General features: G+C 59.7%; 17 protein-coding genes and 1 tRNA gene. 15 read left to right on the forward strand and 3 right to left on the reverse strand.

Annotated elements, in window-relative coordinates; all coding sequences use genetic code 11:
- Positions 1–29: 29 nt before the first annotated feature.
- On the reverse strand, positions 30–1,328 hold the full coding sequence (locus ACR0NY_RS00800; protein ID WP_170339140.1) for a capsule biosynthesis protein: 1,299 nt from the start codon (positions 1,326–1,328) through the stop codon (positions 30–32).
- Positions 1,329–1,480: 152 nt separating this feature from the next.
- Between ACR0NY_RS00800 and ACR0NY_RS00805 the strand changes: the two genes are divergently transcribed.
- The 7 genes from ACR0NY_RS00805 to ACR0NY_RS00835 all read left to right on the forward strand — a co-directional run bounded on the left by ACR0NY_RS00805 (position 1,481) and on the right by ACR0NY_RS00835 (position 6,951).
- On the forward strand, positions 1,481–2,068 hold the full coding sequence (locus ACR0NY_RS00805; protein ID WP_170339138.1) for a riboflavin synthase: 588 nt from the start codon (positions 1,481–1,483) through the stop codon (positions 2,066–2,068).
- A gap of 116 nt (positions 2,069–2,184) precedes the next feature.
- Positions 2,185–3,306 carry a 3,4-dihydroxy-2-butanone-4-phosphate synthase gene (ribB, locus tag ACR0NY_RS00810; RefSeq protein ID WP_170339136.1) on the forward strand — a complete coding sequence of 374 codons (1,122 nt, stop codon included), beginning with the start codon at positions 2,185–2,187 and terminating at the stop codon, positions 3,304–3,306.
- A gap of 2 nt (positions 3,307–3,308) precedes the next feature.
- Positions 3,309–3,860 carry a 6,7-dimethyl-8-ribityllumazine synthase gene (locus ACR0NY_RS00815; protein ID WP_093961763.1) on the forward strand — a complete coding sequence of 184 codons (552 nt, stop codon included), beginning with the start codon at positions 3,309–3,311 and terminating at the stop codon, positions 3,858–3,860.
- Positions 3,857–4,339 (forward strand): transcription antitermination factor NusB, encoded by a 483-nt coding sequence (gene nusB / locus ACR0NY_RS00820; protein WP_093961764.1) that lies wholly within the window; start codon positions 3,857–3,859, stop codon positions 4,337–4,339. Before ACR0NY_RS00815 ends, nusB begins: the two co-directional genes overlap by 4 nt.
- A gap of 67 nt (positions 4,340–4,406) precedes the next feature.
- Positions 4,407–4,703, forward strand: a complete 297-nt coding sequence (locus tag ACR0NY_RS00825; protein ID WP_170339134.1) for a hypothetical protein — start codon at positions 4,407–4,409, stop codon at positions 4,701–4,703.
- A gap of 354 nt (positions 4,704–5,057) precedes the next feature.
- Positions 5,058–6,170 (forward strand): PIG-L deacetylase family protein, encoded by a 1,113-nt coding sequence (locus ACR0NY_RS00830; protein ID WP_170368287.1) that lies wholly within the window; start codon positions 5,058–5,060, stop codon positions 6,168–6,170.
- A 349-nt stretch (positions 6,171–6,519) separates the two neighbouring features.
- Positions 6,520–6,951 carry an MmcB family DNA repair protein gene (locus ACR0NY_RS00835; protein WP_170368288.1) on the forward strand — a complete coding sequence of 144 codons (432 nt, stop codon included), beginning with the start codon at positions 6,520–6,522 and terminating at the stop codon, positions 6,949–6,951.
- A 2-nt stretch (positions 6,952–6,953) separates the two neighbouring features.
- Here the strand turns inward: ACR0NY_RS00835 and ACR0NY_RS00840 are convergent, their stop codons facing one another.
- The gene (locus tag ACR0NY_RS00840; protein ID WP_170368289.1) at positions 6,954–7,142 is read right to left on the reverse strand and encodes a DUF6324 family protein; all 189 of its coding nucleotides are present in this window, start codon (positions 7,140–7,142) and stop codon (positions 6,954–6,956) included.
- A gap of 70 nt (positions 7,143–7,212) precedes the next feature.
- On the opposite strand from ACR0NY_RS00840, the gene ACR0NY_RS00845 reads away from it, so the two are divergent.
- The 7 genes from ACR0NY_RS00845 to ACR0NY_RS00875 all read left to right on the forward strand — a co-directional run bounded on the left by ACR0NY_RS00845 (position 7,213) and on the right by ACR0NY_RS00875 (position 14,261).
- The gene (locus ACR0NY_RS00845; RefSeq protein WP_170368290.1) at positions 7,213–7,704 is read left to right on the forward strand and encodes a GNAT family N-acetyltransferase; all 492 of its coding nucleotides are present in this window, start codon (positions 7,213–7,215) and stop codon (positions 7,702–7,704) included.
- A 47-nt stretch (positions 7,705–7,751) separates the two neighbouring features.
- A tRNA-His gene (locus tag ACR0NY_RS00850) sits at positions 7,752–7,828 on the forward strand.
- 365 nt (positions 7,829–8,193) lie between these two features.
- Positions 8,194–9,177 (forward strand): glycosyltransferase family 2 protein, encoded by a 984-nt coding sequence (locus ACR0NY_RS00855; protein ID WP_170368291.1) that lies wholly within the window; start codon positions 8,194–8,196, stop codon positions 9,175–9,177.
- Positions 9,178–9,182: 5 nt separating this feature from the next.
- On the forward strand, positions 9,183–10,118 hold the full coding sequence (locus ACR0NY_RS00860) for a hypothetical protein (RefSeq protein ID WP_170368292.1): 936 nt from the start codon (positions 9,183–9,185) through the stop codon (positions 10,116–10,118).
- Positions 10,115–12,109, forward strand: coding sequence for a hypothetical protein (locus ACR0NY_RS00865; RefSeq protein WP_170368293.1), 1,995 nt, complete (start codon positions 10,115–10,117; stop codon positions 12,107–12,109). Before ACR0NY_RS00860 ends, ACR0NY_RS00865 begins: the two co-directional genes overlap by 4 nt.
- A 164-nt stretch (positions 12,110–12,273) precedes the next feature.
- Positions 12,274–13,278, forward strand: coding sequence for a glycosyltransferase family 2 protein (locus ACR0NY_RS00870; protein WP_170368294.1), 1,005 nt, complete (start codon positions 12,274–12,276; stop codon positions 13,276–13,278).
- Positions 13,278–14,261, forward strand: coding sequence for a hypothetical protein (locus ACR0NY_RS00875; RefSeq protein ID WP_170368295.1), 984 nt, complete (start codon positions 13,278–13,280; stop codon positions 14,259–14,261). Before ACR0NY_RS00870 ends, ACR0NY_RS00875 begins: the two co-directional genes overlap by 1 nt.
- A gap of 18 nt (positions 14,262–14,279) precedes the next feature.
- Here ACR0NY_RS00875 and ACR0NY_RS00880 read toward each other — a convergent pair whose 3' ends face one another.
- Positions 14,280–14,582, reverse strand: coding sequence for a DUF6476 family protein (locus ACR0NY_RS00880; RefSeq protein WP_170368296.1), 303 nt, complete (start codon positions 14,580–14,582; stop codon positions 14,280–14,282).
- Between ACR0NY_RS00880 and ACR0NY_RS00885 the strand changes: the two genes are divergently transcribed.
- Positions 14,581–15,624: an RluA family pseudouridine synthase gene (locus ACR0NY_RS00885; protein WP_170368297.1), complete on the forward strand. Its 1,044-nt coding sequence runs from the start codon at positions 14,581–14,583 to the stop codon at positions 15,622–15,624. The two genes, ACR0NY_RS00880 and ACR0NY_RS00885, sit on opposite strands and share 2 nt — an antisense overlap.
- Positions 15,625–15,706: the final 82 nt, after the last annotated feature.

Below are 15,706 nucleotides of genomic sequence, written 5' to 3' on the forward strand. Positions count from 1 at the left end.
CTTCAAGTTCCAGCCAGCCAAGCACCGTGTCATTCAACGATTTTCAACTGTGGCGTGATGGTCGCGATTCCGGTCAGCGCGGCCTGATAAGGGTCGCGAGCCTGCAACATCATGTCAGCAACCCGCCGCAGCAACTGGCGCCGTCCGCCGCGTGAGTAATAGCCGCCCGGCACCTGGCTGGTTTCCAACAGAAATTGGCGGTATGCCCTATAGGCTTCCGTGTCCGGTTTTTGCGGGTGCCTAAAAAATTCGTCAATCGGTTGATGCGAGACCAGTTCAGGCTTGTCGTAGACCGACTTGCCGAAGACACGCAGAGGGATGCCGCGCCACAGAGCCTGCTGTCCGGCGGTGGAGTTGATGGTCAGGGCCGAGCTCGCGTGATCCAGAAGGCGCGCCAGCTTTCCCCCGGGCACGTAATGCACGCGATCCGAGATGCCCAATTCGTGCGCAAGTGCTTGGACGCGTCTTCTTAGCGGCTCGCGCTGGTTTTCCAGCGGGTGTTCCTTGATGACCAGGCGGTGGTGAGGCGGAGCGCCCTTGGCGAACCCCTCCATCACCGGGGTGATGAAATCGGCCATGCATGAAAAGTCTGAATGCGCCTGGACTGAGCTGTCGTGCCCCAGTTGCAGCAGCACCAGATGATACGGGAACCCGCCGCGCCTTACGTGCCAAGTGGCGAGAACGCGCTGCAGTCGATGGATTGGCATGAGCGCCAAACGTTTGAAATACAGTTTGAATTCCTTTGAGACAGGCACTTCTCGGTGCGGGTGGAAATTCCGGTACCCACGGTTCGCACACAGAACGAACCAGTGGTACAGTGCGCCGTAGAAAATGTGTTGCCGCATATCCCCCCAATGTGACGGGGGTGGGGGCGTTTTGGCGCCCGAGCTTTGCAACGCTTGCTGCATCTGGGCGATTTCCAGATCCATCAGGCGAGAATGTCCGTTGGACCCATTGCGCTCATAGGTGACCCACCAAGGTCGAAGGTACCCTTCCTCGAACACGTGAACACGGATGCCGTGGATTCGCGCCGTACGGATCGCGTCGGCGTGCACCGGGCGAACATCGCCATAAAGCACGATGTCGGTAACACCGCGCGACAGGATGATGTTCGTCAGGCTTTCCGGCCAGTCGTCGAGCCGGCCCCGATAGGGGATATAGCTGGCGCGATCGAACCAAAACGCCTGGTCCCCGGCATTGAACCCCACACGCCACACCCGCGCGCCAGCCGCGCGCAACATGCGACCAAGGCCGCTGAAGAACGGCCCATGCGGCCCCTGCAGAAACAGGAATACGCGACTGTCGGAGGTGTCCTTCGGTTGCCTCATGCCAGATGCTCGAATTCTGGTTGCCCGTGTTTTGTTGAACAAACTATGCCTTTTTGCAGCCAGCCGGGCAAGGCAGGGCTTGCTCCGCCCGCCACTTGGCCTTACCTCGGCGTGGATTGCATGGCACAGCTTAGGCGCAGAGGGTTAACGGAATGTTCACTGGGATCGTCACCGATATCGGCACAATCATCGAGTTGGAGCAGCAGGGCGATCTGCGGGCGCGCATCCGGACAGGCTATGATACATCCGGCATAGATATTGGTGCGTCGATCGCCAGCGACGGGGTTTGCCTGACCGTCATCGCGCTGGGTGATGACTGGTACGATGTTCAGATCAGCGCCGAGACCGTTTCCAAAACCAATCTGGACGGCTGGAATGTGGGCTCAAGGGTCAACCTTGAACGGGCCTTGAAGGTGGGTGACGAATTGGGTGGCCATATCGTTTCCGGGCACGTCGATGGCGTCGCCGAGATCGTCGCGATGGCCGAAGAAGGAGACAGCACCCGCGTAACCCTGCGCGCGCCCAAGGATTTGGCGCGCTTCATCGCGCCCAAGGGCTCGGTTGCTCTGAACGGCACTTCGCTTACGGTCAACGACGTCGACGGTTGCGATTTCGGGATCAACTTCATTCCTCATACCAAAGAGGTGACGACCTGGGGCGCGGCGAAGGTAGGAGATCGGGTCAATCTGGAAATCGACACGCTCGCCCGGTACGTGGCCCGTCTGGCCGAGGTTTCGTGATCGCCAGCGAGGAAATTGCGTCGCGTTAGGTATGGCCCACTTCGTTTGCGGACTGGCCTTTGTGCGCGCGCTGGTCTATCCCGCGATGCAACACCTGCTCTGTGAAAGGCTGCCCCATGAGCTTTGAAACACCCGGACCGGTCGAGGCCCAGCTGCGCGAAGCGATCAGCGCGATCGAAGAGATCATCGAAGAGGCGCGCCAGGGCCGGATGTACATCCTGGTCGACCACGAGGACCGCGAAAACGAAGGCGACCTGGTGATCCCGGCGGAATTCGCCGATGCCGAGGCGATCAATTTCATGGCCACCCATGGCCGCGGCCTGATCTGCCTGCCGATGACGGCCGAGCGGATCGACCGGCTGGGCCTGCCGATGATGGCCGTGAACAACTCGTCGCGGCACGAAACCGCCTTTACCGTCTCGATCGAAGCACGCGAAGGCGTTAGCACCGGCATTTCCGCCGCCGATCGGGCGCTGACCATCGCCACCGCGATCAACGAGCAGAACACCATGGCGCATCTGGCCACGCCCGGCCATGTCTTTCCGCTGCGCGCCAAGCGGGGCGGGGTGCTTGTACGCGCCGGCCACACCGAGGCCGCCGTGGACATTTCGCGCCTCGCCGGGTTGAACCCCTCGGGCGTGATCTGCGAGATCATGAAGCCCGACGGCACCATGGCCAGGCTGCCCGATCTGGTCGAATTCGCTAAGGAGCACGGTCTGAAGATCGGCACCATCAGCGACCTGATCTCGTACCGCGCGCGCCACGACAATCTGGTGGTCGAGACCGCGCGCCGGATGGTCACGTCTGAATATGGCGGTGAGTGGGAGATGCGGATCTTCACCGATCAGACCCACGGGATTGAGCATTTGGTGATGATCAAGGGCGACATCAGCACGCCCGAGCCCGTCCTGACCCGCACCCATGCGCTGCACGAGGCCTCGGACATTCTGGGTCTTGGCCCGAAATCGCCGCAGGAACTGCCGCGCGCGATGGAAAAGATAGCCGCCGAGGGGCGGGGCGTGGTCTGCCTGTTCCGCAACCCGCGCAACTCGCTGTACGCGGCCGAGGACGAAGGCCCGCGCACCATCAAGCAAACCGGTCTGGGCGCGCAGATCCTGTCCAAGATGGGCATAAAGGAACTGGTGCTGCTGACCGACTCGCCGCAGACGAAATACCTAGGTCTGGACGCCTTTGGTCTGTCCATCGTCGGGACCCGCTCGATTTTCAAGGATGACTGAGCATGGCTGAGCAAGACAAACACGGCGTTCTGCCGACCCCGAAATTCGAGGACCCGGTCAAGCTGCTGATCGTCGTGGCCCCGTTCTATCGCGCCATCGCCGACGACCTGGTTCGCGGCGCCAAGGCCGAAATCGAGGCCGCCGGCGGCAGCTGCGAGGTGGTCGAGGTGCCCGGTGCGCTCGAGATCCCGACGGCGATTGCCATGGCCGACCGCCAGTGCAACTTTGACGGCTACGTCGCACTGGGCTGCGTGATCCGGGGCGAGACCACGCATTACGAAACCGTCTGCAACGATTCCAGCCGCGCAATCCAACTGCTGGGCCTGCAGGGCCTGTGCATCGGCAACGGCATCCTGACGGTTGAAAATGACGCGCAGGCCGAAGTGCGTGCAAATCCGGAAAAAATGAACAAAGGCGGCGGCGCGGCGGCTGCGGCCTTGCATCTGATCGCACTCAGACGTAAGTGGGGCGCTTCGAAAAAGGGCGTCGGATTCAAGCCGCCGTCCGAGTCCATCCTCGTGGCGGGCGACAGCAACGGATCAACGACAGCATGACCCAGACAGACACGCCGAAACCGGCAAGCCGGAAACGCCTGATGAAATCCGCCGCGCGGCTGTATGCCGTGCAGGCGCTGTTCCAGATGGAGCAGTCGGGCCAGACGACCGAGCAGGTGGTCAACGAGTTTCTGGATCACCGGTTCGGCGCGGTCTACGAGGGCGACGAGATGCTGGAAGGCGACAGCTCGGTCTTCCGCAAGCTGGTGGATGACGCGGTGAACTATCAGGCGCCGATCGACCAGATGACCGACCGGGCGCTGGTGGCCAAGTGGCCGATCTCGCGCATCGACCCGACCTTGCGGGCGCTGTTCCGCGCGGCCGGCGCCGAGCTGAGCCAGAGCGACACGCCGCCCAAGGTGGTCATCACCGAATTCGTCGACGTGGCGCGCGCCTTCTTCCCCGAAGGCAAGGAACCGAAATTCGTCAACGCGGTTCTGGACCACATGGCCCGCGAGGCCAAGCCCGAGGCGTTCTGACGCGCCACGGGCGATTTTACCCGGCATGAAATTGCGCTAGACTCCTGTCGTGTGAAGGAGGTGCGTCATGCCGAAACTGATCCGTCTTTACATCACCCAGGTTGCACTGGGCTTTGTAGTCTCGGCTGTGTTTGTCGCCGTGCTGCTGATGTTGAACGTGGCCAACCTGCGCCACCTCATCACCGGGTCCGACATAGGCTTTATCGCTCTGATCATGATCTGGTTCATGAACGGGATCGTTTTTGCGGGCGTCCAATTCGCCTATGCGATCATGAGCATGGCCGAAAAGCCCAAAGGCCCTCGCGGAGGAACCCCGGTTGCGGTCAAGCTGGAACCTGTGCGCGTCGAAGCGCGCCGGTCGTGATGGGTGGTTGCTGACGCTTGCAATTGGTCTGCCCCTGACATTTGATGCGCAAGCGTATCGAATTGTCCATGAAAGACCGATTCCTTGACCAAGCCAAGTTATGAAGACGTCAGAAATTCGCCGGCGTTTCTGGATGATCTGTCAAGTTTGAATCAGGCGATTGCGGACGGGCTGAAACAAGCAGGCGAGCCGGTCGCGATCAATGGAAACGTGTGCTACGCACACATGCAGGAGGACTTTCACACATCCGATCTGGCGCCATCGATGGAGCCGAAACGGCGTGCTCTTCACCGGCTGGCACAGGAAAGCAATTGTTTTGCCGAGGTCGGAGTGGCGGGCGGTCACGCGGGTCTGTTGGCGCTGCACTCGAACCCCGGTTTGAAATATATCGGCATCGACCTTGGACAGCGTTTGCGCGCCTCGTGGCCGCCGGTCGACATCTATGTGCCGATTGCATTCCGATGGTTCGAAAACCGCTTCCCTGATCGCGTGAAGTTCTACCTCAGGCCGGCGACCGAAGGGCTTGAGCAGGCGGTTCAGGATCGGCCGTTCGGCCCGATCAACCTGTTGCACTTGGATGCGCAGAAGAACAGCAGGGTCGCCGAGCTGGATGCGGTCTGGTCTGGCCTGGCTGACAGATGCTACTTGATTCAGGGAGACAACCGAAACGGCCATGTGCAGGCAAGCTCGGCCCGTTTGGTCCAGCAAGGGCGCGCGCGGCCGGTCAACCTGATTGGGCAGGAAACCCTGCACAGCGCGAATTTCGGCCTTTTGGAGACCGGCCCGGGCGTTGTGCGCAACGCACTCAGCCTGGACGGGCTTGCCCATCAGCGCATTCTTGTGTGCGTGTGCCATCAGGATGATGAAACGCTGTTTGCCGGCTCACTTCTGGCGCACCTCAAGGGGCGTGCCGAAGTTGTCGTCGCAAGCTTCTTCCGGCCTGCATCCAACCGTAGAGACACCGACACGCGCGAGGCAGCGATGCAAAAGGTGTGCGAAATGATTGGTGCCACCCGGGTGCAACTGCCTTTTGCGGTCGAAAGTGATTACCCGAGGCTGCGCCGTTTTATTCGCATGCCAACCGGCGATGGCTTGCCAGAACCCGAAATCGTCCGGCCATTGCGCCGCCATCCGTTGTTTGGACTGTTATCTGGATCTGCCTATGCGTTGATGAAGCAGTTCGCGCCGACAACCGTCATCACTCACAACCGAGTTGGCGAATACGGGCATGTCGAACACGTGCTGCTGCATCATGCGGTCAAGCAGGCATCTGCACGTTACACGGACGTCCAGATGTTGACGTTTGGATTGAACCTGCCAGCGGCAGATTTGACCGTGCCAAGCCTGCCGGAGCAAAAAAATAGGATGTTTGACGGCTATATGCCGCAATGGAACGGGCGCAGGCTTTATGATTTTGCTCTGGATGACGAAACCTTCGCACGGGTCGATCCGCAAGAAATCCCCTGATCGGAAAGCGGCGGGACCACCAGGCAACCGTGCGGTTTTGATTCCCGAGGACCTGTATGTACAGGTGGGCGCCAGGTAAACGGGCCAGGACCCGAACAGAGCCAGCTCCCTCGGAATTGCTTAAGGCCACCGGAATGCTACCAGTCACGAGAAGGGCAGAACCCGCCAAGGACGTAAGTAGGGCGCAACACTGAGTTGCACAAGGGGCTTGCACAACAGTTTTTGGTCTGGGTCGTGCGGAAGTTGATTGTGGGGGCAAATCTTGGGCATGCGGGCCGGATCAAATCCGGGATGATGATCAACACCTGCCAACTTGACAATTTGTTCACTAATTGTTCACACTCTGCGTATGACAGTTGAACTTCAGCCCGGACAAAGACTGGCCAGGGGTGTCTCTCGACACCTTGTGACGCACGGCTTTGTTTCGATTGAGGAATTCGTCCCGACCCGCGGGTTGCGCGTTGACGTCATGGGGTTGGGGCCAAAGGGCGAGCTATGGGTGATCGAGTGCAAGTCCAGCCGGACGGACTACATGTCCGATTCGAAGTGGCAGGGTTATCTGGATTGGTGCGACCGCTTCTTCTGGGCGGTGGACACGGACTTTCCCACCGAGCTGCTGCCCGCTGAAACCGGACTTATCATTGCGGATGCTTATGACGCCGAGATCGTACGCATGTCCCCCGAGGCCAAGTTGGCCGGGCCAAGACGCAAAAAGATGATCCAGAAATTTGCCATGGACGCCGCGCGGCGGTTGCATGGCCTGCGTGACCCTCGGCTTTGACTTCAGCCTTTGACGGCGCGTGCGGCTTGTGCTGCGGCGCGGATCTCGTCGGCGATTTCCTCGGCTTCTTCCGGGTCGAAATCCATGGGGATTTCAAGCTCGCCCGCCTCGATGAACAGGCGCACCATTCCTTGGTCGGTCGGACCGATCTGAAGGTTCGCTTCGATGTCACGTTCGGTATTGATGCCCATTCTCGCCTCCGGGGACTGAGCGTTTCTGCTAGCCTGCAACGCAATGGGAATCAAGCGGAGTGTGTGGCCGATGTCGCAAGGGGACTATGCTGTGATCCGGCCGTTTCGCGACGATGACCGCGATTGGCTGGTCGAGCGCCACGGAACGCTTTACGCGCGGGATGAAGGGTTTGACGAGAGTTTCGCCCCGCTGGTGGCCCGTATTCTGGACGAATTTGTCGCCAGGCATGATCCCCAACGCGAGAGGGGATGGATCGTTGAAAGTGACGGAAGGCGCCTTGGTAGTATTTTCTGTGTCGCGCTGGATGAAACCACCGCCAAACTGCGCCTTTTTCTGCTGGAACCCGACGCGCGGGGCAAGGGGCTTGGGGCGCGGCTTTTGATGACATGCATGGGTTTTGCACGATCCGCAGGGTACACGTCGATGGTCTTGTGGACCCACGAAAGCCACAGGGCTGCCTGCAAGCTGTACCGGGCCCATGGATGGCGCCTGACCGACAGCAAACCGGTTCATTCCTTCGGCGTCGATCTCATCGAACAAAGCTGGTCAATTCGACTTTAAGGCTCTTGCAATCCCCGAACGCGTTCGTTAAATCGCCCCTCACGAGTGCCGCCTTAGCTCAGTTGGTTAGAGCGCTGGATTGTGGATCCAGAGGTCCCCTGTTCAAGCCAGGGAGGCGGTACCATCTCCCCTCGACAAAACTGCTCGTCCGCCGCTTTTGACTTCGCGCCGTTTTTTCGTCAGTCCGGTGAGGATTACAGATGCCGGCCGCACGATATTTTCGGTGCAACCGGCGGAATTAAATCGGTTTTTACTGTTCCCCTTTACGCCGGAAGCCGTAGGTTTGGGATTGTGCGAGAGGGCAATGGACCCCGGATGGAACCTGTCGCCTGCTTCAGTGGTGCTATGTCCACTTGCGTCTGAAGGTCGGGTGCGCGTGTAGCGGTGCACCAGTTGGAGCAGACATTCCCTTGCACGGAATTCGACCCTCGCAGCATTGGTGCGCTTTGTGTAAGAAGAAGGTCAAAGGCAGTTCGGGAACAGGCGTAAATGTCTCAGACCATTACCGTATTCACGACGATGAAGAACGAAGGCCCCTACATGTTGGAGTGGGTCGCATTTCATCGGACTTTGGGCGTCGATCACTTTGTGATCTTCACCAATGACTGTGAGGACGGTACCGACAGTATTGCACAACGCCTTGAGCAGATGGGTTTGGCATCCCACGTCCCAAATGCTGTGCCTGAGGGTGGAAATCCCCAGCACCAGATGCTCCGGCGGGCACGGCGGCATCCCAAGGTCAAAGAAGCCGACTGGCTGATGTGCCTTGATGTCGATGAGTTTTGGAACATTCGATGCTGCGACAACAGTTTCGCGGCCTTGATTGATGCCGTCGAACAGAAGGCGGGACAATCGGTGGACGCCATTTCGTTCGCATGGCGGTTGTTTGGGACGTCGGGCAATATCAGTTTTGACGACACGCCCGTGACACGGTCTTTTTGCATGGCCGATCAGGAGTTTCCCTATCATTCGGGTCGCGCATATGGTCTGAAAACGCTGTTTCGGAACAATGGCAAGTTCACGCGGTTCGGTCCGCATAGACCCAAGGGCATTGAAGAGGGCAAAGAGGCCGAGGTCGCATGGTCGGACGCCGGCGGAAATCTATTTCCGGCCCAGAATGTCGGTTGGCGCGCGTGGAGGAATTTTGACCATTCCTTCGGACGGCTCCATCATTATTCCGTTCGATCTCTGGATGGCTTTCTTATCAAGCGGGACCGGGGGCGGACCAACCACGTAAAGGTGGATCAGGGGCAATCCTACTGGTCGGACATGAATGCAAACAAGGTTCAGGACACCTCAATCCAGCCGATCGCCCAGCGTGCAGCACCGTTGCTCGACGAACTCAAATCGGACCCCGAACTGCGCGAATTGCACGAACGGGCCTGCGACTGGCACCGCGCCAAAATCGCCGAGATCAAGATGCGCCCCGATTGGGTGGAGTTCCGGTCTTGGCTGGCCGACAATCTGGTGTGACGGCCATGGCGGACGATCTAACCAAAGCGCAGCTGCAACCTGACCACCCGGATCGTAAGACCGGCTATGAACGCATTCTGACCGATCCGCCTCCGCCTTGGTTTGTCGAGATTTACCCCGGCGGGGACGGGAAGGGGTTTCTGCAAAAGCTCGACCGTCACTCGGTTCTCTTCCACCAGCGTGACTCGGCGCGGCTGGTCATTAGTTTTGACAATATTGCAAATGCCAATGACCTGTCCTTTGCCCGCGAGCCGTGGGGCTGGAAGTTTTTCCGGGACGAGGGATGGTCCCATCTGGGCGTGATCGCCCGCACAAAGGCATGGTATCGCGACCCCGAAATCATCGGTTATTTCGAGGACAAGGCGCGCGAGGGGTTTTTTGACCAGTTCGATCAGGTCGTGTTTGCCGGAGCGTCCATGGGAGGGTTCGCCGCGTTGACCTTCTCGGCGCTGGTGCCGGGTGCGATCGTCATTGCTTTCAATCCTCAGACCACATTGGACGAGCGGAGGGTCCCTTGGGAAACTCGCTATCGGTTCGGTCGTGTCCAGGACTGGGATCTGCCGCTGAGTGACGCTGTCGAAACCGTTCAGGCCGCCGCCCGGGCCTATGTGTTTTACGACCCGTTTTTTGACTTGGACAGGCAACAGGTCACACGGCTGCAGGGCGGCAATGTCGTTCTTCTCAAAACCTGGTTCGCCAACCACTTCGCCGCACCAATGCTGCGGAAACTCAATCTTTTGAAGCCGGTGATGCAGCAGGCGATGCGCGGGACCCTGGAGCCATCCGAGTACTACAAGATGATGCGTGCGCGCCGAAGATTGCCAATCTACATGCGCGGTATTGAAGCTGTGGGCGAAGAACGTCACCCAAAGCTGGTAATGGCCGCCCGCCAGCGGTTCCGGGCCATGCGCCGGGCTATGGCGGCAGGGGACGCGTCATGACGCCCAAACGGGGCGTGTTCATCGGCCAGCGCAAGGACCGCATGGGTGCCCGACTGCTGATGATGCTGACCTGCATACGCCTGGCCGAGGATTTCGACGCGGATTATCGGGTCAACTGGTTTCCACCCGGGGCAGATGCCCCCGAACTGGACAACCCGGAAGAGCTGTTCGATCCCGAATGGATCAAGTCTCACTTTCTGGATCAGAAAACCCACGATCGGCTGGCGAAGGATGCGCTGCCGGTCTGGAGCTTTTTGGGCGACGCGACGCCCGATCGGCTGATGGCGCATCTGGCCGCCGGCCGTTCGGTCTTGGTCGAAGAGGGGTTTGAGGTTCTTGCCTTTCCTTGGGAGGATATTGAGGCGATCCGCCCGCGCTACCGCGAGTTCATTCACCGTATCGGGTTCACTCTGCATATCCGGCACATCATGGGGCTTGCCGATGCCAGGCTCTCGGGGCAGGGCGTTTCTGCCTACCATATCCGGCGCGGTGACATCCTGAACGCGCTGCCCTGGAAGCACACCACTTGGCCGGCAAAGGTCGAGCCGGAAGAACTCTACGATATGCATCTTTCCAAGAGGCTGGACCGGCCCGCGATCATGTTCTCGGACCAGCCCGAACTGATTGCGCGGTTTCAAAAGCGTTATCCGAACCTGATGCAGATGTCCGACATTGCGAACCTGTCGGGAATGACCCGAGCACAGCGCGACTTTCTCGAGCTTTTTGCCATGTCCCGGGCCGAACAGGTGATCGCTCCGTTCATCTCGGCCTTTTCCATGGCGGCTGCACGGATATCGGGGCAGCAAAGACTGGTATTCCGCGATGTCCTGACCGAGGCCGAATTGGACGAGGCGAACGAAACCGTCATCCGGCGCGTGGCGCAAGGCCCCGAGACTTTTCTGAACCCATCCGAGGCCGCCCATGTCTATGCCAAGGCAGCGCAATATCTGTGCGCCCAAGATCGGTGCCAAGAGGCTTTTGATCTGGGCCAGCCGATCCTCGATGCCGGGGCGGACAACGCTTTTCTGCCCCTGCTGCAGGCGTTGAACGCGTTCTATCTGGGCAAGTGGAAGGAAAGCGAGCAACTGGCCCGGGACGGGTTGGAAAACCCGCATCTTTGGCCCGAAGATCACGCGGTTCTGACCGCATTGCGGGGGGCCATTCTTGGCGCCAGAAAGAAACGCTGGGCTGCCGGGCGTCACTTTGCAAAAGCGTTTTGGGCCAAGCCGTTGCGACCCGATGTTGTGGTTTTGGGTTCGCGCATGCTGTACCGCGACCAACTGCCGGTTCGACTGTTTCCGCCCGTGGATTGGGCCCTGCAGCGCAGGCTGCGCCAACGTCGGTTTCCGCCGTTCAACAACCTGTACCTTGTCCAGCACAAGGTGATCGTGAGGGCGCCCTGCAATTTCGACATGATCCTGCTTGATTGGTCCGATCTTTCCCTGGACCAGCGCGCCAGGCGGCTGCAGGACAGCGGTCCGCGCCTGCAAGCTTTGTGGGCCGGGCTGACTGCGATCGACGACGTGCCGGAACAGGACCCCGCTGTGGAAAGCCTGTCATCGTTGCTGCAATGGCGCATGGGCGAGGTTGCCGTCGAGACGGCAATTGATGCCGCCCGGGACGTGGTTCTGCGGTGCCCCGACAACCCCCTGTACTACAAACGTCTTGCCGAGCTCTATGCGGATGCAGGTGACCGACGTCAGGCGCGATTGACTATGGCCGAGGCGCTGGCTTGTGACCCTGACAGCGCGTTTCTGGTTTTCGCGATGGGGCAACTCTTGGTGCGCATCGGCGCCGAAGAGCAGGCCGAGGCGCAGATCCTGCACGCGGCCGAGCTGGACAACATCACCGCCGCCATTCAAGGGGCCGCGGGTCAGATTTGCCTGAAGCGCGGCGAAAAACAGCGGGCGCAGGTGTTTCTGCAACGGGCCAAGGCGTTGTGTCCAACCTACAAACGTTTTTCCAACCAGCTCAAAAGGGCAGAGGGGTAACATGCGGGCCTTTCACGATATCCAGCACCATTCAGGGTCATCTGTGTGCAAACACGCCCAAGGTTTCGGCTTGGTCATCGCCTGCAATGGAATTATTCTGGCGGGCAAACACTGGTCTTGCGTGCCCGCGTCCGGCCTGCATGGCACCAAAAACTGAGGCAAAAATGGTCGATCAGTCCCCCCGCTTTGTCAGCGTTACCCCGATGAAGAACGAAGGCCCGTTCGTTCTGGAATGGGTCGCGCACAATCAGGCTATTGGCATCGACCAGATGGTCGTGATGACGAATGACTGCACGGACGGGTCGGATGCGCTGCTCGACCGGCTCGACCAGCGCGGGGTTCTGATCCATGTGGACAACAATTCCCGCCGCGCAACAAGCCCTCAGAAACGCGCGTACAAACGCTTTTTTCAGATGGACATCGCGGGGCCTGAAGACTGGGTGATCGTGATCGACGCCGACGAGCAGATCAATGTAAAGACGGGTGACAACACGCTGAAATCATTGGTTGATGCCGTGCCGGATGCCAAGATGATTTCAATGACCTGGCGGTTGTTCGGCAATGCCGGAGTGGTTCAATACGAAGACAGGTTCCTGTCCGACCAATTCCGCCGTGCTGCCCCCGAGCGCAAACCCAGACCGGCGCAGGCATGGGGATTGAAGACGATGTTCCAGCGGCACTTGTGGGATGTGATCGGTGTTCACCGCCCCAAACGTCCGACGGTCGACCGCATGGAAGACTGCCACTGGTACAATGGTTCGGGCCAGCCAATGCCCGAGCGGTATTTTACAAGCAGTTGGCGGTCGGCGCGGGACTCGGTCGGATATGACCTTGTGCAGCTCAACCACTACGCTCTGAAGTCCTGCGAGAGCTACTTGGTCAAGAAAGTGCGGGGACGGGCTCATCACACGGGCGACAGCCTGGGCTTGGAGTACTGGAACATCATGAACCAGAATGCGGTGGTCGAGACATCGGTCGATGCGATTGCCGCGCGCAAGCGGGACTGTTTCGACGACCTGATGTCGGACCCCGAAACGGCCCGGCTGCACCGCCAGTCCTGCGAATTGCACCGCAAACAGATATCGGAACTGCTGGGCACGTCCGAGATGCAGGAGTTGATGCATCAGATGACCGCGCAGGCCGACACCGTTACACGAGGCGCAACCTGATGCTGTGGTTGCATTTGGGGATGCCGAAGACAGGGACGACGGCATTGCAGTCCTATCTGCGCAACAATGTGTCGGCCTTGTCGGATTCCGGGCTCAGATACATGGAGGCCGGACGTCGCAGACCGGAAGGGGACGATCGCCCCAAGGTCAGCCATAATCTGTTGGCGTTCCACATGAACCAGTCCGCAGAACCAATGGACAAGTACCGTGAGGCCGTTGCGCGCGAGTACGAGGCACATGGCAGCAAAGCCTGCCTGATGTCGTCGGAAATGTTCTATTCGGCCGATCTGGAACGGCTTGCGCAGATCTTCACCGAGATACCCGCTCGCGAAATGCGTGTGGTATTCTATTGCCGCCGCTACTCAGATTTCTTTGAGGCGGATTACAAGCAGCGGGCCAAAAATGGCCGTTTGCCAGCCAACGGTTCAGCCTTGATTCGGGACCAGCTGGCGAAGATCAAGGCCGAGCCTCACTCGGTTTCTTTTTCCGGCGCGGTTTCCCGAATCCGCAACGCGTTCCCGGGTGTAACGGTTGTGCCGGCACTCTATGACCGCGAGGAAATGTTGAATGGCAATATCGTCGATGACTTCCTGAACAAACTGGGCGTGTCGCGACCCGGAGGGGAGGTTGCCAGTGAGCCTGCCAATCCAACACTGTCCCGCGCCGCCAGTGAAGCCTTTGGCGTCGTCACGCGAGCCATCGGGCGCAAGCGCAGCCGCCAACTGCGTCGTCAGGTGCCCAAAGAACCCATCATGTTCCGGCGCCACGACGTTCTGGAACCCGAGGAACGGGCATGGCTTGATACCTATTTGACCGAAGCCGACGAAGGATTTCGGGCTGAATTCTTTCCCGACCGGGACACTCTGTTCAAACCGGTCTGGCTGAGCCCGGACGAAGTCAGGTTTCGTCGTGATACGCCGGACGAGATCGTTGCGTTCAAGCAGGCTGCAGAAATCGTGTTCAGAATGGCCTTGGGTGAATAGGCTGGCGGCGCCAAAGGCTCAATCAAGCGAGATCTGCTGTCGTTGCTTCCCGGTGGTCTTGTCGAAGATCAGGATGCGGTTGTCATCGGTCACCACGGCGAACCAGTTGTTTCCGATGGTCACGGCTTGGGCCTTTGCACCGTCCGGCAGTCCGATCTGATCGGGCAGGGTGGGGGTCCGGTCGGATAGACGGATGACAATCAAAGCGAATGTCACTAGAACCCCGCCAATCATCACCGCGGTCAGCAGCATGACCATGCGGCGCAGAAGGCGCAGTTGAGGCGTTTCCTGCGGTTCTTGGGGATCTGAAGGGACAGTCATGGGCACCCGGCAAATAGACTTCGTTATCGCGGACGCTCCGCCGCCCCGCCTTGATAAGGCGCTTTCGCGGGATGTTCCAGCAGATGAAAACCTGTCGCGTACCCGGCTGGCCCGGCTGATCGAAGAGGGCGCGGTTCTGGTCGACGGCAAGGTCGTGCTCGACGCCAAAGCCAAAGTGCCGGAAGGCGCCGTTGTGTCCATAACCGTCTCCGAAGCGGACGAGAGTCACATCGGGGCCGAGGACATTCCGCTGGACATCGTGCATGAAGACGCTGACCTGATCGTGATCAACAAGCCTGCGGGCATGGTCGTCCACCCGGCACCGGGATCGCCCAACGGCACTTTGGTGAACGCCCTGCTGCACCACTGTGGCGAGGAATTGTCGGGGGTAGGCGGGGTCAAGCGGCCGGGCATCGTGCACCGGATCGACAAAGATACCAGCGGGTTGCTGGTGGTTGCCAAATCGGACGCCGCCCACCAGGGGCTGGCGGCCCAGTTCGAGGCGCACAGCGTCGAGCGCTACTATCGCGCGGTCTGCTATGGCGTTCCGGATGCCAATGACCCGCGGCTGCGCGGTGTCAAAGGCGTGAGTTTTGAGCCCGGCAACGTGATGCGCATCACAACGCAACTGGCCCGGCACAAACATGATCGGCAGAAACAGGCGGTGCTTTTTCATGGCGGGCGTCATGCCGTGACGCGTGCGCGCGTCGTTGACGTGTTCGGACAACCCGGCGCGGTATCATTGATCGAGTGCTGGCTGGAAACCGGACGCACCCACCAGATTCGGGTGCACATGGCACATGCGGGCCACGGCTTGGTGGGCGACCCGGTCTATGGCGGCAAGCGTAAACTGTCGGCCCGGTCGTTTGATGCAGACGCTGCGGAGGCGGTGCGTGCGTTTCCGCGCCAAGCCCTGCACGCGGCTGTCCTGGGCTTTGTACATCCCGTCTCCGGCGAGGAAATGCGTTTTGAAGCAGCATTGCCGCAAGATATCGAGGCACTCATCTCGGTTCTGAAACAACCTGCAAAGTCTCGTGACTAAGACTTTCTTAGCTTTCCTTTATCGTTCCTTAATCCCAGACTGTTAATACCTGCTCTTGAATGGTCCTGAACGTGGCCCCATA

This window comes from Ruegeria sp. BJ5, assembly GCF_056537865.1.